The organism is Pseudomonas sp. GW821-FHT01E10, assembly GCF_059422365.1.
The window spans coordinates 322,341-349,267 of sequence record NZ_JBWKWT010000001.1 but is presented as its reverse complement, the minus strand read 5'-3'; the positions used below and the strand labels follow the sequence as shown (position 1 = coordinate 349,267).

General features: G+C 60.7%; 25 protein-coding genes and 2 pseudogenes. 12 read left to right on the top strand and 15 right to left on the bottom strand.

All coding sequences use genetic code 11. The features are described from left to right. Positions 1-48: 48 nt before the first annotated feature. From AC07V0_RS01640 to AC07V0_RS01625, 4 genes are read right to left on the bottom strand one after another with little or no spacing between them, the layout of a single operon-like run. Entirely contained in the window at positions 49-801 is a 753-nt protein-coding gene (locus tag AC07V0_RS01640; RefSeq protein WP_086945595.1) for an N-formylglutamate amidohydrolase, read from the bottom strand. Continuing rightward, a complete protein-coding gene (locus tag AC07V0_RS01635) occupies positions 785-2,116 on the bottom strand; it encodes a type I glutamate--ammonia ligase (protein ID WP_495019329.1) in 1,332 nt (443 codons plus the stop codon). The genes AC07V0_RS01640 and AC07V0_RS01635 overlap by 17 nt, the downstream gene beginning before the upstream one ends. After that, entirely contained in the window at positions 2,113-2,757 is a 645-nt protein-coding gene (locus AC07V0_RS01630) for a cysteine hydrolase family protein (protein WP_064617612.1), read from the bottom strand. Before AC07V0_RS01630 ends, AC07V0_RS01635 begins: the two co-directional genes overlap by 4 nt. Positions 2,758-2,759: 2 nt before the next feature. Then, a complete protein-coding gene (locus tag AC07V0_RS01625; protein WP_018928989.1) occupies positions 2,760-3,614 on the bottom strand; it encodes a MurR/RpiR family transcriptional regulator in 855 nt (284 codons plus the stop codon). A 514-nt stretch (positions 3,615-4,128) separates the two neighbouring features. Between AC07V0_RS01625 and AC07V0_RS01620 the strand changes: the two genes are divergently transcribed. Both AC07V0_RS01620 and cobF read left to right on the top strand, forming a co-directional pair. Beyond that, complete coding sequence (locus AC07V0_RS01620; protein WP_495019328.1) at positions 4,129-4,701, top strand: histidine phosphatase family protein; 573 nt, start codon at positions 4,129-4,131, stop codon at positions 4,699-4,701. Next, on the top strand, positions 4,701-5,456 hold the full coding sequence (cobF, locus tag AC07V0_RS01615; protein WP_495019327.1) for a precorrin-6A synthase (deacetylating): 756 nt from the start codon (positions 4,701-4,703) through the stop codon (positions 5,454-5,456). Before AC07V0_RS01620 ends, cobF begins: the two co-directional genes overlap by 1 nt. An 18-nt stretch (positions 5,457-5,474) precedes the next feature. On the opposite strand, the gene AC07V0_RS01610 is transcribed toward cobF, so the two are convergent. After that, positions 5,475-6,698 (bottom strand): DUF3422 domain-containing protein, encoded by a 1,224-nt coding sequence (locus tag AC07V0_RS01610; RefSeq protein WP_495019326.1) that lies wholly within the window; start codon positions 6,696-6,698, stop codon positions 5,475-5,477. 261 nt (positions 6,699-6,959) lie between these two features. Here AC07V0_RS01610 and AC07V0_RS01605 point away from each other — a divergent pair, with 261 nt between their 5' ends. The 3 genes from AC07V0_RS01605 (at position 6,960) to AC07V0_RS01595 (ending at position 8,998) form a co-directional block, all read left to right on the top strand. Continuing rightward, positions 6,960-7,847 (top strand): universal stress protein, encoded by an 888-nt coding sequence (locus AC07V0_RS01605; protein WP_018928993.1) that lies wholly within the window; start codon positions 6,960-6,962, stop codon positions 7,845-7,847. Between the two features lie 65 nt (positions 7,848-7,912). Continuing rightward, positions 7,913-8,593 (top strand): phosphoribosyltransferase, encoded by a 681-nt coding sequence (locus AC07V0_RS01600; protein WP_086945590.1) that lies wholly within the window; start codon positions 7,913-7,915, stop codon positions 8,591-8,593. Between the two features lie 75 nt (positions 8,594-8,668). Then, complete coding sequence (locus AC07V0_RS01595; RefSeq protein WP_018928995.1) at positions 8,669-8,998, top strand: hypothetical protein; 330 nt, start codon at positions 8,669-8,671, stop codon at positions 8,996-8,998. Between the two features lie 120 nt (positions 8,999-9,118). Here AC07V0_RS01595 and AC07V0_RS01590 read toward each other — a convergent pair whose 3' ends face one another. Beyond that, positions 9,119-9,799: a glutathione S-transferase family protein gene (locus AC07V0_RS01590; RefSeq protein ID WP_018928996.1), complete on the bottom strand. Its 681-nt coding sequence runs from the start codon at positions 9,797-9,799 to the stop codon at positions 9,119-9,121. 285 nt (positions 9,800-10,084) lie between these two features. Between AC07V0_RS01590 and AC07V0_RS01585 the strand changes: the two genes are divergently transcribed. Continuing rightward, positions 10,085-11,005, top strand: coding sequence for an alpha/beta fold hydrolase (locus AC07V0_RS01585; RefSeq protein WP_086945588.1), 921 nt, complete (start codon positions 10,085-10,087; stop codon positions 11,003-11,005). Here AC07V0_RS01585 and AC07V0_RS01580 read toward each other — a convergent pair. Genes AC07V0_RS01580 through AC07V0_RS01565 form a run of 4 tightly spaced genes read right to left on the bottom strand, consistent with a single transcriptional unit; the run spans position 10,982 to position 15,598 of the window. Beyond that, positions 10,982-11,446 carry a response regulator gene (locus AC07V0_RS01580; RefSeq protein ID WP_018928998.1) on the bottom strand — a complete coding sequence of 155 codons (465 nt, stop codon included), beginning with the start codon at positions 11,444-11,446 and terminating at the stop codon, positions 10,982-10,984. The genes AC07V0_RS01585 and AC07V0_RS01580 overlap by 24 nt on opposite strands. Continuing rightward, positions 11,443-13,770 (bottom strand): ATP-binding protein, encoded by a 2,328-nt coding sequence (locus AC07V0_RS01575; RefSeq protein WP_086945587.1) that lies wholly within the window; start codon positions 13,768-13,770, stop codon positions 11,443-11,445. The genes AC07V0_RS01580 and AC07V0_RS01575 overlap by 4 nt, the downstream gene beginning before the upstream one ends. Continuing rightward, the gene (locus tag AC07V0_RS01570; RefSeq protein WP_086945586.1) at positions 13,767-14,417 is read right to left on the bottom strand and encodes a response regulator; all 651 of its coding nucleotides are present in this window, start codon (positions 14,415-14,417) and stop codon (positions 13,767-13,769) included. Before AC07V0_RS01570 ends, AC07V0_RS01575 begins: the two co-directional genes overlap by 4 nt. Continuing rightward, the gene (locus AC07V0_RS01565; RefSeq protein ID WP_086945585.1) at positions 14,414-15,598 is read right to left on the bottom strand and encodes a sensor histidine kinase; all 1,185 of its coding nucleotides are present in this window, start codon (positions 15,596-15,598) and stop codon (positions 14,414-14,416) included. Before AC07V0_RS01565 ends, AC07V0_RS01570 begins: the two co-directional genes overlap by 4 nt. A gap of 172 nt (positions 15,599-15,770) precedes the next feature. Between AC07V0_RS01565 and AC07V0_RS01560 the strand changes: the two genes are divergently transcribed. Beyond that, positions 15,771-16,289, top strand: a complete 519-nt coding sequence (locus AC07V0_RS01560) for an SgcJ/EcaC family oxidoreductase (RefSeq protein ID WP_064617629.1) — start codon at positions 15,771-15,773, stop codon at positions 16,287-16,289. Positions 16,290-16,451: 162 nt separating this feature from the next. Here the strand turns inward: AC07V0_RS01560 and AC07V0_RS01555 are convergent, their stop codons facing one another. The 3 genes from AC07V0_RS01555 to AC07V0_RS01545 form a co-directional block, all read right to left on the bottom strand. Next, positions 16,452-17,378: a bifunctional 5,10-methylenetetrahydrofolate dehydrogenase/5,10-methenyltetrahydrofolate cyclohydrolase gene (locus tag AC07V0_RS01555; protein ID WP_495019325.1), complete on the bottom strand. Its 927-nt coding sequence runs from the start codon at positions 17,376-17,378 to the stop codon at positions 16,452-16,454. Between the two features lie 168 nt (positions 17,379-17,546). Beyond that, a complete protein-coding gene (locus AC07V0_RS01550; protein ID WP_018929004.1) occupies positions 17,547-18,035 on the bottom strand; it encodes a copper chaperone PCu(A)C in 489 nt (162 codons plus the stop codon). Continuing rightward, on the bottom strand, positions 18,035-18,640 hold the full coding sequence (locus AC07V0_RS01545) for an SCO family protein (protein WP_086945583.1): 606 nt from the start codon (positions 18,638-18,640) through the stop codon (positions 18,035-18,037). Before AC07V0_RS01545 ends, AC07V0_RS01550 begins: the two co-directional genes overlap by 1 nt. An 863-nt stretch (positions 18,641-19,503) precedes the next feature. On the opposite strand from AC07V0_RS01545, the gene nirB reads away from it, so the two are divergent. From nirB to AC07V0_RS01520, 5 genes and pseudogenes are all read left to right on the top strand, one after another. Continuing rightward, positions 19,504-22,065, top strand: a complete 2,562-nt coding sequence (gene nirB, locus AC07V0_RS01540; RefSeq protein ID WP_495019324.1) for a nitrite reductase large subunit NirB — start codon at positions 19,504-19,506, stop codon at positions 22,063-22,065. Continuing rightward, complete coding sequence (gene nirD, locus AC07V0_RS01535; RefSeq protein WP_018929007.1) at positions 22,065-22,451, top strand: nitrite reductase small subunit NirD; 387 nt, start codon at positions 22,065-22,067, stop codon at positions 22,449-22,451. The genes nirB and nirD overlap by 1 nt, the downstream gene beginning before the upstream one ends. A 31-nt stretch (positions 22,452-22,482) precedes the next feature. Beyond that, positions 22,483-22,878 (top strand): annotated as a pseudogene (locus AC07V0_RS01530) (CBS domain-containing protein). 175 nt (positions 22,879-23,053) lie between these two features. Then, positions 23,054-23,563, top strand: a pseudogene (locus AC07V0_RS01525) (MCP four helix bundle domain-containing protein); the annotation flags it as partial. A gap of 117 nt (positions 23,564-23,680) precedes the next feature. Beyond that, the gene (locus tag AC07V0_RS01520; RefSeq protein ID WP_370741128.1) at positions 23,681-24,667 is read left to right on the top strand and encodes a methyl-accepting chemotaxis protein; all 987 of its coding nucleotides are present in this window, start codon (positions 23,681-23,683) and stop codon (positions 24,665-24,667) included. Between the two features lie 30 nt (positions 24,668-24,697). Here the strand turns inward: AC07V0_RS01520 and AC07V0_RS01515 are convergent, their stop codons facing one another. Next, entirely contained in the window at positions 24,698-25,471 is a 774-nt protein-coding gene (locus AC07V0_RS01515; RefSeq protein WP_086945580.1) for an L-iditol 2-dehydrogenase, read from the bottom strand. Positions 25,472-25,571: 100 nt separating this feature from the next. Next, positions 25,572-26,882: an ABC transporter substrate-binding protein gene (locus AC07V0_RS01510; protein ID WP_086945579.1), complete on the bottom strand. Its 1,311-nt coding sequence runs from the start codon at positions 26,880-26,882 to the stop codon at positions 25,572-25,574. Positions 26,883-26,927 lie beyond the last annotated feature (45 nt).

Genomic DNA, 26,927 nt, shown 5'->3' with positions numbered 1-26,927 from the left:
CGTTCTCCTTGATATAAGCAGCTACACGCTGCGAGTTTGAAGCTGTTGCTATAGCAGCGGTGCCAGATAGTCGGTCCAGCGACTGACGTCCTCGGGGGTGCGCAGCAGGTCGTTGCGCACCTCGATCAGCACCGAGTCCAGCCCGCGTGCGTCGCCGTGAACCGGTACGGTCATGTCACCCAGCGGATCGACTTTGTATGGCTGATTACCGGCGACTTTCAATGGGTGCTGGCTCAGGCCGTCGATCATTCGCTGGGCGTACTCCGTGGCCTGGCCGTACAACACGCCGACTTCCAGCGATCGCGGCTGGCCGTAATATATCGGCGTGAAACTGTGAATCCCCACCACTCGAACCGGTTTATTTTGCTCCACACGGGCGTCGATCAAGGTTTGCAGGCGTGCATGAAACGGTTTGAACAGGCAGTACCGGCGGTATTCACGGGTGGCCTCGTCCAGATCGCGATTGCCCGGCACCTGATAAATCTCGCTCTGCAACGGAATGCTGTCCGGCGCGTGGCGCGGGCGGTTGAGGTCGATCAACAGCCGCGAATAGTTGGCCGCCAACAGGGTCGCGCCCAGTGCTTCGGCCAAACCCTCGGCCAGCGCCAGGGCGCCGATGTCCCAGGCGATGTGTTCGCGGGCGGCCTCCTCGCTCAGGCCCAGGTCGTTTAACCGGTCCGGGATAAAACGACTGGCGTGTTCACACACCAGAATCAGCGGGTGCTCGGAAGCTTCCCGGCTCAGGGTGTAGGCAGGCCGGGTGTAGAGGCCCAGTTCGGCGGATTCAGTACAGGCGCGCATAGTGCTCACAGAGGTCGGCGGGCGAGAGCTGTTCCGTCAGCGTCAGTTCCTCGGTTTTCAGGGCGAAGTAGGTGTCCAGTAATGCGCTCGGCAGGGCTTCGATCAGCGCCTCGCTGTTGCGCAGGCAATCCAGTGCCCGGGACAGCGACGCGGGCAGGGCGACGATGCCGCGGGCATGGCGTTGCTCTTCGTTCAGGGAGTCAGGGATTTCATCGGTGATGGCGTTCAACGCCAGGCGCTGCTCGATACCCAGGCGCCCGGCGATCAGCAATGCAGCCATGGCCAGGTGCGGTGAGGCGGTGGCGTCCATGGCGCGAAATTCCAGGTTGTACTGCATCGCCGCGGATTTGCCGCCCAGGCTGACGGTCGGGCAAATCCGCAGCGCCGCTTCGCGGTTGCGTTGGCCGAGGCAGGCGTAGGAAGCGCTCCAGTGGTGGGGCTGCAAGCGTTCATAGGAAACCGGCGTTGGGGCGGTGAACGCACAGAGCGCCGGCAAGTAATGCAGAACGCCGGCGGCCCAATGCTGGCCGAGGGTCGACAGGCCGTTGGCGGTGCCAGCGTCATACATCACCGGTTGGCCGGCCATGTCTTGCAGGCTCACGTGCAAATGCACGCCGTTGCACACGGCATGCTCGGCCGTCTTGGGGGCGAAACTCAGGCTGAGGCCCATTTGCCTGGCAATCTCACGGGTGATCTCGCGCACGTTCACCGCGCGGTCGGCGGCGGCGACACCAAGGGCCGGGCGGCAGGTGATTTCGTATTGGTGCTTGCCGTATTCCGGCAGGAACATTTCCGGTTCGACGCCGCCGGCTCGCAGTGCACTGAGCAGCCAGCCGCCGAATTCGGCGCCTTGGCGCTGGGCTTCCAGAGAGAACGCCAGGTGCTCCGTCGCGCCGCTGTCGAGGTTGAATTCGTGTTCGAACGCGGCGTTGACCTGCAACCCCAGCTCATCGCGATAGCGCGCCACCTCGTTGCGCAACAGCGTACGAGGGCAGGCGCCCCACGGACGGCCATCGGTTTCGCGAATGTCGCCGTGAATGAAGTCCAGCGCCGGGGCGTCGGCATCCGGGCCGTTGTTGACGGTCACCCGGCTGCTCAAGTCTGGAATCAGCCGTAAATCCCCATAAGCGCCCCAAGGGTTGCTGGCGGCGATGATGTCTTGCGGGGTCAGGGCGCTATTGGCCGGCACCCAGCCGCAACCGGCCACTTGATAGGCATCGAGTTCGTCGGTGGGGAAGGAACGGCCGCGTGTCACGCCGATCAGGTCGGTGGTGACAATGGTGGTCATGGGCAGGGGTGACAGGCGTTCGCTCATGGCTGCATCTCCTGCAACCGGCCAAGCACAGTCTGGGTGTCGGTGATCCAGCAGTAGCCCTTGATGGCGTTCAGGCAGGCGTGATGCCGCTGTTCGGTGTAGGTGGCGCAGGCATCTTCGACCAGCGTTACCAGGTAGCCACGGTCGGCGGCGTCGCGCACGGCCATGTCGACGCATTGGTCGGTGACGATGCCGGCGATGATCAGGTGGCGGGTTTCAAGGTTGCGCAGCACGTAGTCAATGCTGGTGGAGTTGAACACCCCGGAAGAGGTCTTGGGCAGCACGATTTCGTTTTCGGTCGGCGTCAGCTCTTCGATGATTTGCGCTTGCGGGCTGCCCTTGGGCAGGTGCATGTCCGAGAGTTTGTGGTCCAGCGAACGGTCGCGGCCATCGGCGGTGAGGCTTTCGATGAGTGTGTGCAACACGTTTTGCCGGGCGCTGCGAAAGGCATCGAGCAGCCTGCGTTGATTGGGCACCACCTGCGTGCGGGCGCGGGTCAGGAAGTAGTCGGCATCCGGTTCGTTGAGGTGTGGGTCGAACTGCGGTTCGAGCCAGGCACGTTGCATGTCCACCAGCAACAGCGCGGTGTGGTCGGCGGCAAACGGCAAGTCCCGGGGCGAATGGTGGGGGAGCATGAACATCCTTATTTATCCTCCAGCAGGTGAGTGTCGAAGTCGGCTCGCAGGGCATCGATGCCTTCCAGGCGATCGGCCAGATCGGGGCTGCGCAGGGTCAGGCAGGCAATCAGTGCTTCAACCTGGGCCAGCGCCGGCACTATCGAGTCGAAGGCCGACGCCGATTCCACCGGTGCGCTGATGATCAGGTCGGCTATTTCCCGCAGCGGTGATGCGTAGATGTCGGTGAACAACACGACGCGCGCATGTCGGCTCTTCGCGGCATTGGCGACCCGCAGGGCCTGGGACTGATAGCGGCGATAGTCGAACACCAGCAATACGTCCTGACGCTGCACGTCAAACAACCGGTCCGGTAACTGGGCGTTGTCTTCCAGGGCGAAACAGCCGGGCCGCAACAGGCGCAGGTGATTGAGCAAATAGTTGGCGAGGAAACTGCTGAAGCGACCGCCAAAGCAGTGGACCTGGTGGCGGGTGTCGAGCAGCCACTCCACCAGAATCCGCACATCTTCGGGCTGGGTCAGCGCCTGGGTTTCTACCAGTGCCCGATGGCTGTCTGCCAGATAATGACTCCAGGGGTCATCTTTCTTGAGTTGGGCGCGGGGCTGCAACAGGGTGCTGGGGGAGCGCAGGCGGTGATCCATGTCACTGAGCAAGGCTTCCTGAAAATCGGCGTAACCGCTGAAACCCAGCTTTTTTACCAGCCGCACGATGGTCGGATCGCTGACACCGGCATGTTCGGCCAAGCGTGACATCGGGCCCAGTCCGTTACGCGGGTACTGGTCCAGCAAGGCACGTATGACTTTGCGTTCCGACGGCGTGAAGTCCAGGCCGGGCTCGGTGATCAGGTCTCTGAGAGGGGGCATCCGGGCTCCTGCTGGATGGGTATGTCGGTTTCATTTCATAAAACGCTAAATTAGTATTTATGTAACGTGTGCTACATGTCTAGTTAATTTTTGTGCGGATTTTGAAAGCACTAAAATGGGGCAAAACCCCCGTGCGTGCGGGGCTGAGTGGATGTCGACAGGCTTTGTAGGACATCGCCCATAGAGGTGTGAGATATCGACCCAGCTCAGGAATAAAATGGGCGTTGTGAGCCCACGCCGTAGCAGCTGCCGAGCTCGCGAGGCTGCGTTCGCTGGTAGCAGCTGTCGAGCCTGCGAGGCTGCGTTCGGCTGCGAAGCAGTCGTAAACCCTGAGTGCACAGTGTGCCTGACGGATCACAGTGCCTGATTTTACGACCGCTACGCGGCCGAACGCAGCCTCGCGAGCTCGGCAGCTGCTACAAGGAAGGCGCCCAGAGTGCGTTTCTTGCGGCACAATGAACCGATTGTTCGCGGCATCGTGCCATCTTTCATCCCATCGACAGAGAGAACCTTCGTGCAGGCAACCCGCTTGACCCTGATTTGCCACGCTCGAACCGTCGCACAGAAACTGGCGCGTTTTCCTACGAATGAACCCGTGGAAATGGATTGGCAATCGGCGAAGGGCTCGCGCTGTCGTCTGTTCAAGCGAGCCCCCCGTTTACTCTGCGGCCCTGAACTGCGGACCCGGCAAACCGCTGAGCTGTTTGGCGACAACGTGGAGATTGTCACGGCACTGGGGGATTGCGATTTCGGACGCTGGCAAGGCACGTCGATCGACGACTTGCAAACATCCGAACCCGAGACGCTTCAGACCTGGCTCAGTGACCCGACGTCGGCGCCCCACGGTGGAGAATCGGTGGCGCAGCTCGGTGAGCGGGTAGCCGCATGGCTGAAGACCCTGGAGGCGACACCGGAGCATATCGTTGCCATCACCCATCCGTTTGTCATTCGCGCCGCGCTGATGCAGGTGTTGCAGGGTGCGGCGTTCAACCAGATCGACGTCGAACCGTTGTCGGCCATCGAATTGCGGTTCAACGGTCGCTGGCGGTTACGCTTGACGGGCATGGACCCTGAAGGAGTGCTGTGATGAAAAAACTTCTGGTTATCGGTGTCGGCGCGGGCAATCCCGACTACATCACGATGCAGGCGGTGAAAGCGCTGAACCGGGTCGACGTGTTTTTCCTCATGGACAAAGGCCAGAGCAAAGACAAACTGATCGACCTGCGCCGCGAGCTCTGCGAGCGCTACATCACCGACCGCGACTACCGCTTCGTTGAAGCCCACAGCCCGGAGCGTGAGCGCGGGGATGTGGACTACAACGCCAGCGTCGAAGACCTGAACCGTGCCAAGCAGCAGACGTTCGAGCGGTTGATCAATGAGGAAATGACCGACGATCAGTGCGCCGGTTTTCTGGTGTGGGGCGATCCGGCGTTGTACGACAGCACCATTCGGATCCTGCAGGCGATTCTGGCGTCAGGTCGTTGTGTGTTCGAGTTCGAGGTGATCCCCGGCATCACCAGCGTGCAGGCGCTGGCGGCGCAGCATAAGGTGCCGCTGAACAGCATCGGCCGCTCGATTGAAATCACCACCGGCCGACGGCTGGCGGCCGGCCAGGTAAGCGATGCCGACAGCCTGGTGGTAATGCTGGATGCGCAAGATGCCTACCATCACGTGGCTGATCAGGAGACAGACATTTACTGGGGGGCCTATCTGGGGACGCCGGATGAAATCCTGATCAGCGGCAAGCTCAAAGACGTGGCCGATGAAATTGAGCGGGTGCGCAAGGCGGCGCGGTTGGCCAACGGGTGGATCATGGATACCTACCTGTTGCGCAAGCCTTGAACGCCGCCAGCCGATCGATCAATGTTCTTTAGCTTTTCTGATCCTGATCAAAATAAACAGCAGGATGCACAGCGCGAGCGGGGTCATGGCCAGCATGGCGTCCCGCGCGGAAATGTCCGCGCCCAGGGTGTGCAGGCCCGAGTAGAACAGCTTGAACAGGCTCAGCAAATAATAGGTGATGGCGATAATCGACAAGCCTTCGACCGCGCGCTGGATTTTGATTTGGGTATCGGCGCGAGCGTTCAGGCTGCTCAGGATTTCCGAGTTCTGTTCTTCCATTTCAACCTGCACCCGCGCCTGCAGCAGATCCCCGAGGTTGGCCACGCTTTTGGCCAGCTGCTCCAGGCGCTGTTCGGTGACGTCACAGTACCTGACGGTAGGTTTGAAGCGTCTTTCGATGAAGATCCCGAGTCGCTGGCAATCGCCCACGTGAGTTTCCCTGAGTTCGCCCAAACGCTCGAAAACCAGCTGGGCATACGCTTGGGTGGCGCTGAAGCGGTGTCGGGTTTTCGCGGTGCTGCTGACCACTTGCGCAGACAGACTGGCGATGTCGGTCAACAACGCTTTCGCATTGCCGGTATCGGGGCCGGCGTTACGTTCCGAAAGGTTGACCAATGTCTTGTCGAAGACGTTGAGCTGAGCGCTCAAGGTTTTCGCGGTGGTCAGGGAAAGCGACGCCATCATGCGGTAGGTTTCGATTTCCAGCAGGCGGCGGATCATCCGGCCTTGGCGATAGGCATTCAGGCGCTTGTTGACGAACAGGAAACGGTTAGTGCCGTCCTCGCTCAGGCGAAAATCGCTCCAGACCGTCGCATCGCCACCGCCGATGCATGAGCCGCAAGGGTCTTTGAATCCATAAGCCGACAGATCGCCGGAAAGCGACGCATCGTTGCGCACCACAATCTGCACGGCGTTGATCACGTGCTGCATGAAGGGTTCGACGCGGTCCATCAAGGTCTTGGGGGGCTGGCTCCAGTCAGGCTCCTGACTGGAGGAGGGCACCACCAGTGTCAGCGTCAGGAACTCCGCGTGCCGCTCCCACTTCAAGGCATGCCCCTCCAACCTGGTGATGCCCTGTGCCGCATCCGGGTCGACGGGGCCGGGGCAGCAGCGACTCAGCAGGGTGTCGCATTGCCCGTCATTAGCCAGAAACGCCAAATGAAACACGTGGGCGGGCTCGTCGAAATACAGCGAAGGGCGCGCGTGCAACTCATTGTGCAGGGTCAGTCTTTGCGGGTGCATGCTGTCGAGGCCATGTTGGAGTTGTTTGTTCTTGGGACTGGGTGACCGATTCTTGAGTCACAAACAAACCCGAGCCATCGACCATCCGGTGGGCATTTCCACAACACCGTTGTGAACTATTCTTTCCCAAGTGGGCACCTTCAATGACGCCCACAGGGGATTGATATATATCAAGGCCCAAGAGACTTTAAGGGGGGAGTCTGGGCTGAAGCCGGGTTGTGTTGACCTGGCGAAAACGCTATCGCTGTCTGGAGTCAGATCATGAGCCAGTATCAACGGTTATTACTGATCATCAACCCGCTCCTGCGCCAGTCTCCCGCGCTCAACCATGCCGCTGCCGTGGCCAAGGCCAGCGGGGCGAGTTTGCATATTGCGGCGCTGATCCCCTCGTTGGACATTCTGTCGTTGCTCGAAGAGGGCGACCGGAAAGTGGCTCGGGCGAACTACCTGCAGGAACACCGCGACTGGCTCAAGGAACAGGCGGAAAAAATGCAGGGCAGGGGGATCGAGGTGACAACCGAGGTCGCCTGGGCCGACAACATGCGCCAGGACATCCTTGATCACGTCACGGAAATGCAACCCGATCTGTTGATCAAGCAAGTCCAGCATGAGCCAGTGCTCAAGCGCGCGTTCTTTACGCCGCTGGACTGGCGTTTGTTGCGCCATTGTCCGGTGCCGGTCTATCTGGTGGGCGCCGAAAGCCATGCCTTGCCGCAGAAGGTGGTGGCCGCGGTTGATGTTGGCGATACCGAGCCTTCGAACAGCGAACTCAATGACCGGATCATCCTGCAGGCGTCTGCCCTTGCGCTGCAATGCAATGCCGAGTTGCATCTGCTGTACGCGTGTGACATTCCGGCTGCTTTTCTGGCGGATCTGGGCGGTGGCCTGACGCTATCGGAGCTTACCCGGGAATTGCGCAAGGACCTGGAAACCTCATTCCTCAAGTTGGCCGCCCGGTTCGGCGTGCCCGCTGAATGCCGGCATTTCATCACAGGGCATCCGGTGTCGGCGCTGAGTGAGTTCGCCCACGAACACCAGATAGATGTGATCGTGATGGGTAGAACGCAGTACGGCAGCCTGGAGAAACTGCTCGGCAGCACGACCGAACATATTCTGTACCAGGTGCCTTGCAGCGTTCTGGCGGTGTAGTCGCAAGCATCCTTGGCGAAATTGACTTGCCCGTTTCGGGGTTCCCGCCCCAGGGAGGTTTTCAGATGAATCACAGTCCTTCATTGCAAACCATCTTGCATGACCGGGTTGATGCCGGCCGAAGCCTGGTGGAACCGTTGCTTAAATACGCCAAAAGAGCCGATGTCATCGTCCTGGCCTTACCCCGTGGCGGCGTGCCGGTCGCCTATGAAGTGGCCACGGCCCTGGAGGTTCGCCTGGACCTGATGCTGGTCCGCAAGCTGGGCGTGCCGTCCCACCAGGAATTCGCCATGGGCGCTATCGCCAGCGGTGGCATTCAAATCGTCAATGACGATGCGCTGCGGGCTAATGGCATCGACCAGCGTACGCTCGACGCTGTGGTGGCGAAGGAAACGCAGGAAATGTTGCGTCGCGAGCAGCTATTCCGGGCATCCCGCGAGCCTTTGGCACTCAAGGATCAAGTGGTGATTCTGATCGACGACGGCCTGGCGACAGGGGCCACGATGATGGCCGCGATACAGGCCGTGCGCTTGCAAGCACCATCGCGCATCGTCGTCGCCGTGCCGGTGGCCCCCATGGAAACGGCAGAGGCACTGCGCGACGAAGTGGACGAGCTGATTTGCCCGCTCACCCCCGATTGGCTGGTATCGATCGGCTATTGGTACACGGACTTCACTCAGACGTCGGATGAAGAGGTCATTGATCTTTTACATCGGGCCTGGCAGAGAGAATCAATGATGAAATGAGGCAAACTGCTGGCCCCCCGATCTTCGGTTCGTTGTCAAACTTGCTTTCTTTTCAGCAGGTTAGGCATTGGCGATATGCGGACTTTGGTATGGATGACTGCAACGTTTGTCCTGGTGGCTATTTCGTTTGGAGCCCAGGCAAAGGAACTGAGCAAGAACTCTCGCTATGTATGCAGCTGGGGCTCGGAAATAGCCGAGGGCGCGCAAGCCTCGAAACTTTCCGGGCTTACGCTTTACGGAGCACGCAAGAAGCTGCAATCGCGCAAGTTTCCCCGGCCGTGGATGCGCATGACGGCCATGGGCATCACGGAGCAAACCTATAACAGCCCTTCGCGTCTCAAGCCTGCCGGCATCAAGCAAACGTATTATGAGCAATGCATCCGGCATGAGTTGGCGCAACGGTAAACCGCCGGTCGCAGGGGCCGTTCCTACGACCCCCATCCCTCCCGCACAGCCTTGCGAATCCCCTCCAGCAACATCGCAAACGCCGGGTTGTCTACAGATCGCATTGCGGCCAATGACTGGTCATGCATTATCCGGCGCCTCACGAAACCGTTGTGCAAGGCGATCCGCAAACGGATAGAACGAAAACCAGGGCCTGGCTTCGTCGATCACTCGCAGGAATGACGGTCGCTGGATCAACCGGTCGAAATAGGCGCTCAAGTGCTGGTAGTCGTCGGGGAACGGCACCAGTGTGCAGGCATAGAACAGCGCCGGGGCGGCGGCACAATCGGCCAGGCTGAAGTCCGGGCTGGCCACCCAGATCCTGGACGCCATTCGGCGCTCGAGCATGCTGTACGCCGTCGCAAGTGTGGCCCGTTCCCTGGTCAAATCACCGTTGGTCGCGTGTAGTCGATCACTGACAATCTGTTGGACCGGCGTTTGTAGATAATTGTCGAAAAACCGGTCCCATAAGCGCACCTCCAACGCGGTCTCCCAATCGTCCGGAACCAGGCGCTGTTCACCTGGATACAGGCGATCCAGGTACTCGATGATGACGCTGGACTCCGGCAGATTACGTTGACGAGCATGATCGCGAAGTACCGGGAATTTTCCGATGGGCCACAATGCCTGAAGCTCTGCGCGGTCGGCGGCGTCCGTGAGATCGATGATTCTTCTGTCGAACTCGATGCCGTTTTCGTAGAGCGCGATGAGCACTTTGTGGCAGTACGACGACAGCGGATGGTAGTAAAGCGTTAGCGACATTTTTCAACTCCTTGTTGGGCAGATGAAAAGGGTGGGGCAATCAACAAGCATAGGCTGATGCCGGCGAAGCGTCTGGGCAGATGCTTTCGAGCTTGTGAGCTTGCACACGGGAGAATTCCTGCTTAACTGGAAACCGCTGGTCGGGTTGTGACTCATTGGTCATGGCGTTCATCTCAGCGCCCTTGTACCGTTGTCGCTGGTTTGTGCTGTCAGGCTTGTCCGGAGGAAGCCGGACAGTTGACCACGCTGTGTGTCTGGTCCAATTTGTTCAAGGAATAGAATGAAATGATGCCGAAAACTGCCATCGTCGAGATTGGTAAGAAGTACAAGGTTTATACCGAGCACTATCTCAACGCCGCTGCTGACAAGACGATCATTCTGGTCAATGGCTCGCTGGCAACGACCGCATCCTTTGCGCAAACGGTGCGTTACCTGCGGCCACGCTTCAATGTGGTTCTCTACGATCAGCCCTACGCCGGTCAATCGAAACAACACAACCGGCATGACCAACCGATCCGCAAGGAAGACGAGGCCGAAATACTGCTGGAGTTGATCGAGCACTTTCGCGCCCAGCATGTGCTGTCCTTTTCCTGGGGCGGCGCGGCGACCTTGGTAGCGCTGGCCCAGCGGCCCCGCCGGATCGAAAAGGCGGTGATCAGTTCATTCGCCGCGCGGATCAACACGCCGATGCGTGAGTATCTGGAGAGCGGGAGGCACTTTCTCCATGCCTGCGATCGACGCAACGTCGGGCGTTTGATCAACAGCACGATCGGCAAACACCTGCCGTCGCTGTTCAAGCGTTTCAATGAGCGCCATGTCAGCAGCCTGGACGAACACGAATACCGGCAGATGCATTTTCACGTCAATGAGGTGTTGACCCAGGACACTCACTGCTACGTGTCTTGTGCCGATGCCATCGAAGTCCCGCTGCTGTTTATCAACGGTGAATGGGATGAGTACACCTCGGTGGAAGACGCCCGTCTGTTTGCGGCGCATACCCCCAAGGCGCAGTTTCAGACCATCGAGAACACCGGGCACTTCCTTGACATGGAACACCCCACGGCCTGGCATGACACGCAGCGGGCCTTGCTGGGCTTTCTGCAGCCGCCAGTCGTGAAGACGCCAAGCCAGCTACGCAATCCGGCTTTCAGCGGCAAATCGTCAGTGATTCCGCCCCTGCAATCAGCTAACTGGCTGCGGCCTTAACTGACGCAGCAACTCGATTTGATCCGCAGGGACCAGCGTGCGCAGGGCTTTATACAGTGCGCGGGTCTCTAGCAGGTTCCAGACCCGCAGCATGGTTTCCAGGGCGTCCAATGGCTTGCTGATGAAGTCCTTGGCGCCCAGGGCCAGCGCGCGCAGGCGGGTATCGCGGGTGGCGTCGGCGGTGAGCACGAGGATCGGCAGGTATTCGCCGGCTGGAATGCGCCGGTTGAGCTGTTCGAGCACGGCAAAGCCGTCGAACTCCGGCATGTGCAGGTCGAGAATCACCAGGTCCGGCTCGAAGCTGTTGAACAGGTCCAGGGTTCGCAGCGGCTGGGTGCTGCTCAGTACATTGGTCAGGCCTTCGCGGACCAGCAACTGCTCCATCAAATCGAGGTTGGGTCGTTGGTCGTCGATGATCAGAATACGCAGGTCGGTGTTCACACGGGCTCCGGTAGGTGCTGGTCAAGGTGGGCGAGGAATGAAGGAATATGAATCGGCTTGGTCAGCACCGCGGTCGCTCCTGCTTCCAGCAAGGCCTGGTGCGTGAGGTCGCTGGCATCGGCGGTGATCATCAGCACGGGCGTGGCGCGGGTGCTGGAGGACAGACGCAAGCGCTGCAGAACGTTGAAACCATCAAGATCCGGCAGCGCCACATCCAGCAAAATCAGCTGCGGCGCATGTTGCCGGGCCAGGTCCAGGCCCATTTGCCCCTGCATGCTTGAGAGCAACTGGATGTGTGGCCGTCGTTGCAGCAGGGTTTCGATCAGGGCCAGGCTCGACAGATTGTCTTCGATGCACAGCACTTTGCCCTGGTAATCGGGGGCGGCGAGGGCGGGCGTTGCGGTTGGCGGGCTGATCAGTGCCGCGGGTGGCTCAGTGGTTGACGGCAATCGCTCGAAGGGTAGCTCCAGGGTGAAACTGGAGCCGTTGCCGGGTTGGCTTTTGACGGTCAGGCTGCCGTTCATCATTTCCAGAAGACTCTTGCTCAACGCCAGGCCGAGGCCCGTGCCTTCCACGTTCGGGTCGGTCTCCAGGCGCTCGAACGGCTTGAACAGTTGGTCCTGCCGATCAGCCGCAATGCCCTTGCCGGTATCGCAGACCGATACCGCAATTCGTTGTTGATGAACCCTGACTTCAATGTGCACCTGACCTTGGGGCCGGTTGTATTTGATCGCGTTGGACAACAGGTTCAGCAGCACCTGAACCAGCCGTTGCCGATCGGCGACGATCCCGCTGTCGGCGGCCAGCATCGGCAGTTCCACCAGTTGAATGCCGGCGTCGCAGGCCATGGGCGACACCAGCGTCAGGGCTTCTTGCAGCACCACCGCCAGGGGCACAGCCTCAACGTTGAGCGGCAGCCGCCCGGCTTCGATCTTGGCGATGTCCAGCACTTCGTTGATCAGGGTCAGCAGGTGTTGCCCGGCCCGCAGGATGTGACCGATCTGCGCCCGCTGCCCTTTGGGCGAATCCATATCCAGCAGTTGTGCGAAGCCGAGAATCGAGTTGAGCGGAGTACGCAGTTCGTGGCTCATGCGCGACAGAAACTCGCTTTTGGCGCGGCTGGCGCGTTCCGCTTCTTCCCGCGCAGTACTTAGCGCGATCTCGGCAACACGGCGATCGGTGATGTCGCGGGTGATCTTGGAGAACCCGCGCAGGGCGCCACTGCTGTCGTACTGCGCGGTAATCACCACACTGGCCCAGAATCGGCTGCCATCCTTGCGGCAACGCCAGGCCTCCTCCATGTAATGACCATTGCGTGTGGCCTCGCGCAACGCCATGTCGGGATGCTGCGGACATTCTTGCGGCAGATAAAACACCGAGAAATGCTGGCCGACGATCTCCTGTTCGGTGTAGCCCTTGATCCGTTCGGCGCCGGCATTCCAACTGGTGACGAAGCCGCGTGTGTCGAGGGCGAAAATACCGTAGTCCTTCACCCCGTCGATGATCAGCCGCAAGCGTTCTTCGTTGTCGCGCAAGGCTCGTTCTCGTTCGGCCAGTAACAGCCCGGCCTCGACCAGGCGCGTGCCCAATTGACCGATCTCATCGTTCTCCGGCGGTTGCGGCAATAACGGCTGACCGAGTGCCAGCCGTTGGGCGTTACGCTGAACCTGCTGCACCCGGGCGACGATGCCTTTGGACAGAAACAGCACCGCGACAATGGCGCCGAACAACCCGCAAACGGCGGCCAGCAAGGTGGAGAACAACAGGCGCTGTCGAGTGGAGGCCGCCGCTGCGGTGCGCTCGGCCAGCAGGGTGTCCTCGAGGGTGCGCATGGCGCTGATGCGTTCGCGTAATTCGTCGAGGACATGTTTGTTGTTGATCAGGATCGTGGTGATCGACTCTGGGGTTGCGTTGCGATCATCGAGCAGTTCAACCAGCCCTTCGACCTTGGTGTCGATCAGCGGCGTGATCGCCTCCAGATGTTTACGCACCCGCTGATCGCGAACGTTGCGGTCGAGCCGCTGCAGGGCCGATTCGATCAAGGGCTTGGCTTGCCGGTAACCTGGCAGGAAATCCTCGCGATGGGTCAGCAGATAGCCGCGCACGCTGGCGGCGGCCTCGGCGAGCAGGGTGTGCACCGCCTGAATATCGCCTTGCACCAGCAACACGCGGCGCACGTCCTCTTCCGCGCGTGCGGTCTGCCGTTCGGTGGTGTAGATCAGCACCAGCGAGAGCAACAGAATCACCAACGGCAGGGAAATCACCACGAGGGCTTTGCCGCGTAACGGCAGATCGGCCCAGCGGCGGGCGTTTGACACTTTCATGACTGGGTCACCAGACCCAGCGCAATACCACGCACAGCGGCCTGGGTGCGGTCGGCGGCGCCGAGTTTGCCGATGACCCGTTCCACATGGGCTTTGGCCGTGCCGGTGGTGATGCCGAGTTTTGCACCGATTTCACGGTTGCTCATGCCGCTGGCCACCAGCCCCAGCACCTGGCGTTCCCGTGGGGTCAGGGTTACGGGGGCGGCGCCGCTGGCGTTGCGCTCGGTCAGGCGGCGCAGCAACTGCGCGCTGACAGAACTGTTGAGGGCTTGCTCGCCGGCGGCGACACGTTGCAAGGCGTCGATTACTTCGTGGCGGCTGGCATCCTTGAGCAGATAGCCCACGGCGCCGGCGTTCATGGCGGCTTCAAGGTGATCGGGGCTGTCGTCCATGGTGAACATCATCACTTTCAGGTTCGGCAGGCGCTCTTGAAGCAGGCGTGCGGCGCCCAGCCCGTTGAGCACCGGCATGCGGATGTCGAGGATGACGATGTCGGGCAAAAGACGTTCACATAAGTCCAGTGCTTGCTGGCCATTGCACGCCTGGCCGACCACTTCGAATTGCGTCAGGCCGGCGAGCAACGAGACGAAGCCGGTGCGCGTGACTTCATGGTCGTCCGCGACCACCAGTCGTATAACGTCAGTCATTGAGGGGTTCCATTCAGGCCGGAGGGGACGGTGGCGCGCAGTTGCGTTCCGCCGTGCGCATGGCTGATGCAGGTGAACTCGCCGCCCAGCAGGCTCGCGCGTTCCTGCATCGCGGCAAGCCCCAGGTGCCGGGCGCCGCAGGTATCGAGGGGTTGTTCCATGGCAAAGCCCTGGCCGTTATCGTCCACCCGCAGCGAGGCGTGTCCGTCATGCAGTTGCAGCGCCAGCACGACGTGGCTGGCCTGCGCATGTTTGAGAATATTGTTGATGCCTTCCTGGGCGATCCTGAACAGGGCGATCTCCACCTGGCTGGGCAAACGTGCTTCGCAACGTGCACTCCAGTTCACTTTGATCCCGGCCTCGCGCAGGCGATCGGCCTCTTTGTCGACCGCTTTCAGCAAGCCAAAGTCGTCGAGCACCGTCGGACGCAGGCCACGGATCAATTGCCGGCCTTCACCGACGCAATGCTGGGCCAGTTGAAGAATCGTCTGTAAGTCCGCACTGAGTTCGTCGGGCAATGGCGGGCAGCGGCCGGCAAAACCTTGCAGGCGTTGATGCAGCCCGGCGAGGGTTTGTGCCAGGCCGTCGTGCAGGTCGTAGGCCATGCGTTTGCGTTCGTCTTCCTGTGCCCGGAACAGTCGGTGGACCAGATCGGACATGGTGCGCTCGCGGGTCACCAATGCGTCGAGCAAGCGCTGGTTTTCCAGGTGCGCGGCGAGCAGCGTGGCGAGCAGTTGCAGGGATTCGAGGTCTTCGGTGTCCGGTGCGCTGATGCTGACGCTGTTGGCCAGCACCAACGCACCGAAGGCGGCACCATCGCCACCGCGTAAAGGCACCCGCAACACATTGGGCAGATCCGCGCTCGGCTGTTCCTGCCATTGCGGTGCGCACATCGCGGTGTCGGCGAGGTGCTCGAGGCTGTGCAAACGATCACGGCTGCCGTGACTGGCGGTGGTCCGGACCTGCGCATCCACGTCCCATTCCAGCAGTAGCGCGTGGTCCATGGCCAGGAAGGCGCAGGCCCGTTGCAGCACCCGTTGGCGCATGGCCTCGGGAGCCAGTTGGGTCAGCTCCTGGCCGGTATCCACCAGCAGCCGCAGCCGCGCGGCGCGACTTTGCGACTGCCGATATTGAGTGCGAATGGCCAGGGCGCTACCGGGGTCATGATCAGGGTTTTGCATGGGGGCAGGTTCCGGCGCCGGCACGCCCGTTCGGGCAGGGGCGTCATTAAACCTTGTTAGCGGGGCAGGGCGCTATCTGCCGAATGGCATAGGCAGATGGCTCCGGTTGGCCGATGGCGGGCCGCGTTCAGGGCGGCACAGTGTGCCCATCGACCATCATTGGAATAGCGCAATGAAATTCAAGACCTCGACCATCGCCCTGTTATTCGCCCTGACCGCCCCGTTGGCTCAGGCGTTGGAAGCGGTGCCTTACGTTTACAGCAGCGTGGCGCAGCAACCGACCAGCGCGAAGGATCGTGAAATCGCCGCCCTGTTTGACCATTGGAACAGCGCGTTGAAGAGTGGCAATGTTCAGAGCGTGGTCGACCTGTATGCGCCGAACGCGGTGCTGCAACCGACGGTTTCCAATCAGGTGCGCACCACGCCGGCACAGATCAAGGACTACTTCGATCACTTCATGGCGCTCAAGCCGGTAGGGCTGATCAACTTCCGTGAGATCCGCCCATTGGGCGCCAACGTGGCCATGGACAGTGGCGTCTACACCTTTACGTTGACCGAAGCCGATGGCAAGACCCGTCAGGTGCAGGCGCGTTACACCTTCGTTTATGAGCAGGTGGGCGGTCAGTGGAAGATTCTCAACCACCACTCTTCGGCGATGCCGCAAACGCAGGTGTTGCACGCGGGGAAATAAAAAGAGGATGTGCCAGACCGACACGGCCCACTGTAGGAGCGAGGCTTGCCCGCGAAGGCGTTCTCAAGTACGCCAAAAGCTTCGCGGGCAAGCCTCGCTCCTACAGGTTGATCTGCCCCCAAAAGTTGGACACCAATCCTGATTTTGGGGTCAGATCAATGCTCAGTTCAACGCCAGATCGTCCTCAGGCTGCTGCCCGCGAGCCTGTGCCGCGCGTTGCAACCGGCTGGCGATCAAGGTGTTCTTCAACAGATAGGCAATGGTCATCGGCCCGACGCCACCGGGAACCGGGGTGATCGCGCTGGCGACGGTGCGGGCGCTGGCGTAGTCGACATCGCCCACCAGACGGTTGCCGAACTCGCTGGTGATGCGGTTGATGCCGACATCGATCACCACCGCGCCGGGCTTGAGCCAACTGGCATCGATCAACGCTGGCCGGCCCACCGCCGCGACCACGATATCCGCCAACCGGCACAACGCCGGGGCATCGACGCTGCGCGAGTGCACCACGCTGACCGAACAATTGGCCTGCAGCAGCAAGGTCGCCATCGGTTTTCCGACGATGTTCGACCGGCCGATGACCACCGCGTGCAAACCACTCAAGTCATCACCGCAGGTTTCGTACAACAGGCGCATGCAGCCGCTGGGCGTGCACGGAGTCAGCACTTCGATGCCTTGCACCAGCCCGCCAACGTTTTCCCGGTGAAAACCGTCCACGTCCTTGATCGGGTCGATGGCATGAATCACTGCCTGCTCATCGATAGGGGCCGGCAAGGGCAGTTGCACCAGGATGCCGTTCACCGTGGGATCGGCATTGAGTTGTGCAATCAGTTCCAGGACCTGGGCCTGGCTGGCGGTTTCCGGCAGGCGGTATTCCAGGGAGCGGATACCGACTTCCTTGGCGCGCAGCAGTTTATTGCGCACATACACATGGCTGGCCGGGTCGTCGCCGACCAACAAGACCGCCAGGGCGGGGTAGATCTGTTGGCCAGCCAGGGCCAGAACCTCTTCCCGGACCTCGTCGAGAACCTTGGCAGAAATGGCTTTGCCGTCGATATCGCGGGCAAATGTGGGGGTGCTGCTGATCAAGAGAGTCACCGTTGTCTTGATTGAATGGGGGTGAAGTGATCATCGCGGCGTCTTCACGCGCCGATGATCCATCAGAGACATGCAGGCAGGGTGCTCAGGCTATCAGGTGAGGGCAGGCATACGCCACCGGAACACCAGCCAGCGATCAGACAGGCTGGGATCGAGCTCTCAATGCATCTTGCTGTGATCAGGCATGCCGAGCGCCTGAGTCTCGGCGTCAACCGTGATCGTCTCTTTTTCGCCCTTGGCGTTTTCCACGGTCAGGGTCAGGGGCACTTTGCCGCCTTCCTTAACCTGGGCCGTCAAATCCATCAACATGATGTGATAGCCATGGGGATCGAAGCTTACCGGTTTGCCGGCCGGCAGCGCGACGGACTCGACCTGGCTCATGCTCATCACATCGTCTTTCATGCTGGATTGGTGAATTTGCACGGTGTTCGCTACCGGCGACTGCACGCTGAGCAGTTTGCTATCGCTGTCGGCCTGCAGGGTCATGAAGGCGCCGGTCGAATGCTGACCGGCCACCGTCGCGCGGACCCAGGCGTCGCTCACCTGGGTTTGAGCGGACACCTGCCAGGCCATGCCAATCAGGGAAAGACCCAGGACCAGTTGCTTGATACCCAGCTGTTTAATACGTGGTGCGCAAATCGAAGTCATCAGCAGACCTCCATGACGGTGAGCAGGTCTTCTGCACACTCTTTAGCGGTAAGGGACGCGGACAGCCCCAGGCGCAAATTGCCTCGGGAGTCGAAAACGAAGCTGGTCGCGGTGTGGGAGAGGGTATAGGTCGAACCGCTCGGGATCTTTTCATAGAACACACCGAACTCCTTGGCGGTGGCGGCGGTTTCTTCCAGCGTACCGTACAGTGCCTCGAAACTCGGATCGAAGGCCTTGACGTAGGCGTCGAGCATCTGTGGCGTATCGCGCTCGGGGTCCAGGGTGATGAAGATCACTTGCAGGCGTTCGCCATCGCGGCCCATCAGTTTTTTCGCCTGTGCCGCACGGGCCAGCGTCGTCGGGCAGACCGCCGGACATTGGGTGAAACCGAAAAAAACCATCGGCATCAGGCCCCGATAGCTGGTCAGCATCCGGGATTCGCTCTGGGCGTCCTTGAGCTTGAAGGTACGCCCCATGATCTTGTCACTGAGGTCCTTGCCGTACTTGAACGACAGCTTGCTGCTGTCATCGCAGCCAGCGAGCAGGCCGAGGCTCAGCAGGCTCATGCCGCGCAGGACCGTGCGACGGGTATACAACGTACTCATGAACAAAAGCATCCTGTGTAGCGACCGGGAATCTACAGTGGCTGATCAATCAGACGAAAAAAAGCGCATGGATGTTAACAAACTGTTGCCCTGTGACGCTTAATCGATGGCTTGGCGGCATGCGCCAAAAGGTCGCGGCCTCGATATATCTGAAAATACAAATACGCGATGCTGCTGAAGGCAACGCTTGCCCGGGCCGGTAAGTTGAGCAGCGACGAGCTCGCTGTAGCAGCTGTCGAGGCTGCGTTCGGCTGCGCAGCAGTCGTAAGTCCGGCTGACGCGGTCTGCCTGACACACCGCAATTACTGATTTGACGACTGCTGCGCAGCCGAACGCAGCCTCGCAGGCTCGGCAGCTGCTACAGATCGGCATTGACGCTTGCCCGAATGGCACCGGGAAATGCCCGGCAGGGTGTAGCGCATGCACTTTTAAAGAGCCACGCCTGACAACATGCACCAGTGCGAAGCGGTTTCCTGAGCTGTTCCTTCCTTCAGTCCCAACGTCCGCCCACCCGCTCGCGGGGGGCTGCAAAGTTGACTCGCGCCTGATGAGACCCGCCCGGGGCGCGGTCTTTATCAAACTCTCCCATCGTTCAGCCGGCGGTTTTCCAGAACTGAGGAAGTCATGCGCTACGGACTGGCACAAAGGCTGCATTCTCCCTTCAGCCTCATCTGAAAAAGAGGGGCAGCCCACTCGATCAACGAAGATCGACCGGCCGGGCAGGTCGTGGGCAACATCGGTGGATCAGGCGAAGGCGCCAGGTCGAACACCGCGAAGAACAGGCAAAGACGCCTGAAACCGAGAGGTTTCAGGCGTTTTTTTTTGCTTTTTTATCCGTGATTGGCTTTGGCTGGGTGCTTACTATGAATTCCAATGTTGCCGCATTGAACAAACTGCAAACGCTGATCGTGATCGGCAATGGCATGGTCGGACATCATTGTGTCGAGCAGCTCATCGAGCGCGGCGCCCTCGACCATTACCGCCTGCATGTCTTCAGCGAAGAGCCGATGCGTGCCTACGATCGTGTGCATCTGTCCGAGTATTTCGGCGGTCGCGATGCCGAATCGCTGGCCCTGGGCGAAGCCTCCCTGTATCAAACGCCGGGCGTCACCCTGCATTTGGGTGTGCCGGTGCTGGAAATCGACCGCGCCCGGCGCCAGGTGATTACCGCGCAAGGTTGCGTCGCCTACGACAAACTGGTTCTGGCCACCGGCTCTTATCCTTTCGTGCCACCTATTGAAGGTGCCGAAGGCGACTCGCGCCTGGTGTATCGCACTCTTGAAGACCTCGACGCGATTCGTGCTGCGGCGGCCAATGCCCGGCGTGGCGTGGTGGTTGGCGGTGGCCTGCTCGGTCTGGAGGCCGCCAACGCCCTGAAAAGCCTGGGCCTGGAAGCCCATGTGGTGGAATTCGCCCCGCGCCTGATGCCGGTGCAGCTGGACGAGCAGGGCGGTCTGGCGCTGAAGGCGCAAATCGAGCGGCTCGGTGTGGGTGTGCACCTGTCCCGTGGCACGCAGTCGATCAGTGCCGGCGAGCAGTACTGCTACCGGATGAATTTTGCCAACGACGAATTTCTTGAAGCCGACCTGGTCGTGTTCTCCGCCGGCATCCGTGCGCAAGATGCATTGGCCCGCCAATGCGCGCTGGACATTGGTCCTCGCGGCGGCGTGGTGATCGACGACCAGTGCCTGACCAGCGACCCGAACATCTACGCCATCGGCGAGTGTGCCGCCTGGAATGGCAGCCTCTTCGGCCTGGTCGCCCCCGGTTACCAGATGGCCCGTGGCGTGGCGTCGCTGCTGTGCAATCAAGCCGCCGAGCCGTTCCAGGGCGCCGACATGTCGACCAAGCTCAAACTGCTCGGGGTTGACGTCGGCTCCATCGGCGATGCCCATGCGCAGACACCGGGCGCGCGCAGTTATCAGTTCATCGATGAAGCGACGGCCAGCTATCGCCGCCTGGTGGTGGATGCCGACAGCAAGCGTGTACTTGGCGCAGTGTTGGTCGGCGACAACAGCTATTACGACACCTTGCTGCAATACATGCAGAACGGCATTGCCTTGCCGTCGGAACCGGCCAGCCTGATTCTGCCGTCGTCCGCCGGCGCGCCAACCCTGGGCCCGGGCGCGTTGCCCGAGTCGGCAACGGTGTGCTCGTGCCATAACGTCACCAAGGGCTCGATCTGCTCGGCCATCGATGGCGGCTGCACCGACCTGGGCCTGCTCAAGTCGCAGACCAAGGCGTGCACCGGTTGCGGCGGTTGCGCGGGGCTGCTCAAGCAAGTCTTCGAGCATGAACTGATTGCCCGTGGCGTCAGCGTCGACAAGAGCCTGTGCGAACACTTCGCCTACACCCGTCAGGAGCTTTATGCGCTGGTGCGGGTAGAAGGGGTGATCACTTTCGAAGAGCTGCTGGCCAAGCACGGCCGTGGACACACCGGTTGCGACGTGTGCAAACCGGCAGTGGGCTCGATCCTCGCCTCGTGCTGGAACCAGCCGATCATGGACGCCTCGCTGGTGCCGTTGCAGGACACCAACGATACCTTCATGGCCAACATGCAGAAAAACGGCACCTATTCGGTCGTGCCGCGCATTGCTGGCGGTGAGATCACTGCCGACAAACTGATCGCGATCGGCGTGGTGGCGAAGAAATACGACCTCTACACCAAGATCACCGGCGGCCAGCGGATCGACCTGTTCGGCGCGCAGTTGCATCAGTTGCCGGACATTTGGTCCGAGCTGATCGAGGCCGGTTTCGAAACCGGGCACGCCTACGGCAAGTCGACCCGTACCGTGAAGTCTTGCGTGGGCAGCACCTGGTGCCGTTACGGCGTGCAGGACAGCGTGAAAATGGCCCTGACCCTCGAAGATCGCTACAAAGGCCTGCGCTCGCCGCACAAGCTCAAGTTCGCCGTCTCCGGTTGCACCCGTGAATGTGCCGAGGCGCAGAGCAAGGACGTGGGCGTGATCGCTACCGAGAACGGCTGGAACCTCTATGTGGCCGGCAACGGCGGCATGCGTCCGCGTCACGCCGAGTTGTTCGCCACCGACCTGGACGATGCAACCCTGATCCGTTACATCGACCGTTTCTTGATGTTCTACATCCGCACCGCCGATAAATTGCAGCGCACCTCGGTGTGGCGCGAAAGCCTGGAGGGCGGGCTGGATTACCTCAAGGACGTGATCATCAACGACAGCCTGGGGCTTGGCGCAGAACTTGAGTCGCAGATGCAACTGGTGGTCAACCGCTACGAATGCGAATGGGCCAATGCCCTCAAAGACCCGGAAAAACTCAAGCGCTTCCGCACCTTCGTCAACGATCAGCGCCCGGACCCGGACATCCATTTTGTCCAGGAGCGCGGTCAGCGCCGGCCGATCATGGCCGCCGAACTCAACCTTATCCCTGTCACCGAGGAGAATGCCTGATGAGCCAGTCCAATACCCAGCGTGTCGATGCCCTTGCCACCGCAGCCAATGCCCAAGCCTGGCAGGCGGTGTGCAGCCAGCAGGATCTGGTCAGCAACTCCGGCGTCGTCGTTTGGCTCGACGGTGCCCAGGTCGCGCTGTTCTACCTGCCACAAGCCGAAGGCCGCACCCTATACGCCATCGACAACCATGATCCGCAATCTGGCGCGAACGTCATTGGCCGCGGACTGATCGGCAGTCTCAAGGGTGATCTGGTGGTGGCGTCGCCGATCTACAAGCAGCACTTTCGTCTTGAAGACGGCAGCTGCCTGGAGTACCCCGAACAGCGCCTGCGGGTGTGGCCGGTGCGTCTGAACGCCGGCGTCGTGGAAGTCGCGGCGGCTTGACCGTCGCCCTGGACCGTATCGGAGAACGTTGATGAAAACAGCCGCACAGTTGCTGAAACTGAAGATCGTGCAAAACCAGCAGGTGCACAGCATCGCACCGGATCAGATGGTGCTCGACGCCCTGAAAATGATGGCCGAGAAGAACGTCGGCGCGCTGCCCGTGATCGAAGAAGGGCAGGTGGTCGGCGTCATCAGCGAGCGCGACTATGCGCGCAAGGTAGTGCTACAGGGGCGTTCTTCTGTCGGCACGCCGGTGCGCGAGATCATGAGCGCACCGGTGGTGACTGCCGACAGTTTGTAGAGCATCGAGCGCTGCATGGAGGTCATGACCGACAGCCATTTGCGTCATCTGCCGGTGCTGGAAGGCGGGGAACTGATCGGGCTGCTGTCGATCGGCGATCTGGTCAAGGAAGCCATCGTCGAGTAGGCCGATTTGATACGGCAACTTGAGCACTACATTCGCGGGCATTGAGCCCGCGCATACCGTAGGTCGCAAAAATCGGCTGGCGTGGAAATAAACCTAAGTAACCGGTTGGAACAGTCGATAACCCCAGCAGTAGGCAATTAGCCGACCGCGCACCTGCCGACAGGGGAACCATCGAGTGTCCATAAAATTACGTTTGATCTTGTTGATCGGCACTGGCTTGCTCACCGCCCTGATCGTGAGTCTGGTCAGCTATGTGGGTAACACTCGGATGGCTGAAGCGGTGAGTGACAACGAGGTCAGTATGACCGCGCTGCGCAACCACCTCGAAGCCGACATGATGCACGATGCACTGCGCGCCGATGTGCTGTCGGCGATGCTGGTAGGGTTGGGCAAGAGCCCCAGCAGCAAGGCCGAGGTGCGCAGTTCACTCAATGAGCATGCCGCGCATTTTCGCGAGATGCTCGGTGACAACCTCAAGCTGCCGGTCAACGACACCCTCAAGGCCGCGCTGGACAAGATCAAGCCAAGCCTCGATACGTACATCAGTGCCGCCGAGCGCATTGTCGGGCTGGCGCTGGATAATCCGGATTCCGCACAACAGCAACTGGGCACGTTCAATAACGCGTTCAGCCAACTGGAAAGCCAGATGGCCACCCTTAGTGAGCTGATCGAAACCAACACTCAACAGACCAGCGCGGGCACTCGGCAAACCATCAGCAGTGCCAACTTCACCCTCGGTGTCGTACTCATTGCCAGCTTGTTGCTGCTGCTCGCCCTGGGACGCTCGGTCATCCTGAGCATCATGGGGCCGTTGCAGATCGCCAGCCGGATTGCCGACAGCATCGCCCATGGCAACCTGAGCGAGGCTATCGTCGAACCCACCCGCAAGGATGAAGCCAGCACCTTGATTCGCAGCCTGGCAACCATGCAGCGTGACCTGCGCGGCATGATTGAAGTGGTTCGCAGCAACGCCCACGGCGTAAGTGGCATGAGCCAGCAGTTGAGCAGCGGCTGCCATCAGGTCGCGGGCAGCAGCCAGCAGCAAAGCGTTGCCGCCAGCACCATGGCCGCGGCGGCCAGCGAAATGACTGCGAGCATCGAGGAAATCACCCGGCATGCCGAGCGTGCACTGAACATGGCCAACCAGGCCGAGGAACTGGCCAAGGACGGCGGTCGGGTGATTCATCAAGTGGTCAGCGACATGGACGGGATTGCCCGTTCGGCGCAGCAGTCGGCCCAGGTGATCCGCACCCTGGACAAGGAGTCCGAGGGGATTTTCAGCATCATTCAGGTGATCAAGGGCATCGCCGATCAAACCAACCTGTTGGCGCTTAACGCCGCCATCGAGGCCGCCCGTGCCGGTGAGCAGGGCCGTGGTTTTGCTGTCGTCGCCGATGAAGTGCGTAGTCTGGCGGGCCGCACCAGCGCCTCCACCCAGGAAATCGCCACCATGGTCGCGCGTATCCAGCAAAGCACCCGCGAGGCGGTCAGCAGCATGGAGGCGGGCGTCGCGCAGGTCGACAAGGGCATGGCGGTGACCGCCGACGTCGAGCGCGCCATCCGCGAAATCCTCCAGGCCACGCTCAATACCACGGAGCTGGTCAATGACATCAGCCGCACGATCGGCGAACAGAGCCTGGCCAGTAACGAAATCGCACATCAGGTGGAAATGATTGCCGGCATGTCCGAAGGCAACAGCAAGGTGATCAACCAGACCGCCTCGACCACCGATGAACTGTCCAGCCTGGCCGGACAGCTCTCGCAGTCGGTGGATCGGTTTCGCCTTTGAGGCATTGGCTGGCCCTGATATCAGGGCCAGTCAGCTCATCCAGTTGCCGCCATCGACGTTATAGGTTTGCGCCACGATGTAATCGCTTTCGGCCGATGCCAGGAAGATCGCCATGCCGACAAGGTCATCCGCCGTGCCCATGCGCCCGTACGGCACTTCCTGTCCCGCCAGTTTTTTCTTTTCCCCGAGCGGGCGGTTTTCATAGCGAGCAAACAGCGCGTCGACGCCGTCCCAATGCTCGCCGTCCACCACCCCCGGCGCGATGGCGTTCACGTTGATGCGATGGGGAATGAGATTGAGACCGGCCGATTGCGTGAGGCTGATCACCGCCGCCTTGGTCGCGCAATACACCGCGACCAGCGCTTCACCGCGCCGACCGGCCTGACTGGCCATATTGATGATCTTGCCGCCGTGGCCCTGGCGGATCATCTGCTTGGCCGCGGCCTGCAGTGTGAACAGGGTGCCGGAAACATTGATCGAGAACAGTCGTTCGTAGCTGTCGCGAGAAATCTCTGTGATCGGCGCGAGATCAAACAGCGCCGCGTTGTTGATCAGGATGTCGAGCTTGCCTGTGGTGGCGATCACCGTGGCGATGGCAGCGTCGATGGATTGCTGATCGGTCACGTCCATCTCGACTGCATAAGCATTGGGCCCCAACTCGGTTGCCGTGGCTTGGGCACGCTCCAGGTTGATGTCGGCGATCGCGACCGTAGCGCCTTCGCGGATGTAGGCTTGCGCGAATGTCCTGCCTATTCCTCTGGCGGAACCGGTAATCAGGGCGCTTTTTCCTTCTAGACGTTTCATTGTTCCCATCCAATCGTAAGAGCTAAAGAGTTGCCCGTTGAGGGCATTAAAAATGGTCGTTAGTCTGCGAAGCCCCCGCAGTGATCGCGCCACGCCGTTGTTACTTGGGATAACCGGCGCGCTTCATTTCGCGTTCGGTGCTTTGCTGCGCGGAGGCCAGGGCCTGTTCCACTGGCATCTGCCCGGTGAGCGCCGCGGATACCAGCTTGCCGACCGACGTGCCAATCGCCTGGAATTCGGGAATGGTCACGTATTGGATACCGACGTAGGGCACAGGCTGGACCGAAGGGTGCGCCGGGTCGGCGTTCTGCATCATTTTCAGCGTGACACCGGCGAAGGGCGCAGCCTGCAAATAGGCGTCGCTGTAGGTCGACATGCGGGTGCCCGGTGGTACGTTGCTGATGCCATCCGTCTCGGCAACCAGTTGGATGTATTCCCTGGAGGTGGCCCAGGTCACAAAGGCTTTGGCGGCTTCCTTGTGTTTGGATGTCGCCGGGATGGCCAGTGACCAGGCATAGAGCCAGGACGAGCCTTTGTCGGTGACTTCTGTTGGCGCGGCGACGAAACCAACATCATTGGCCACCTTGCTTTGCGTTGTATCGGTGATGAACGAGCCGGCGACGCTGGCATCGACCCAGATTGCGCATTTGCCACTGTTGAACAGGGCGAGCGTCTCGTTGAAGCCATTGCTCGACACACCCGGTGGGCCGTACTGCTTCAGGGTGTTGACGTAGAAGTTGGCGGCAGCAGTCCATTGCGGCCCGGTGAGTTGCGGCTGCCACTGCTCATTGAACCAGCGCGCGCCAAAGGCGTTGGACATGGTCGTCAGCAGCGCCATGTTCTCACCCCAACCGGCCTTGCCGCGCAAGCACATCCCATACTGTTCTTTATCCGGCTGGTGCAGCTTGCCGGCGAACTCGCCGAGCTGCGTCCAGGTCGGGTGCTCGGGCATGCTCAGGCCGGCGTTCTTGAACAGGTCGGTTCGGTAATAGGTGACGGTACTTTCGCCATAGAACGGCAGGGCGTAGAGCGTGTCGTTGACCGATAACCCTTGGCGAACCGCAGGGAAAATATCTTCGAGGTCATAGCTGGCGGGCAGGTCCTTTATTGGCTCCAGCCAATGCTTGGCGCCCCACAAGGGTGTTTCGTAAGTGCCGATGGTGAGCACGTCGAACTGGCCGCCCTGAGTGGCAATGTCGGTGGTCAGGCGCTGACGCAACACGTTCTCTTCAAGCACCACCCAGTTGAGCTTCACGTCGGGGTGCAGCTGTTCGAAAGTTTTGGACAGTCGCTGCATGCGGATCATGTCGCTGTTGTTCACGGTGGCGATGGTCACCGTTTCACCTGCCTGGCAGAGCAGGGCAGAGCCCAGGCCGGCGGACAGAAAAAGCGCGCTTGGAATGATCTTCATCGTGATCTCCGCTCTGCGCCTGGGGCGGCAGAAGCTTTATTGTTG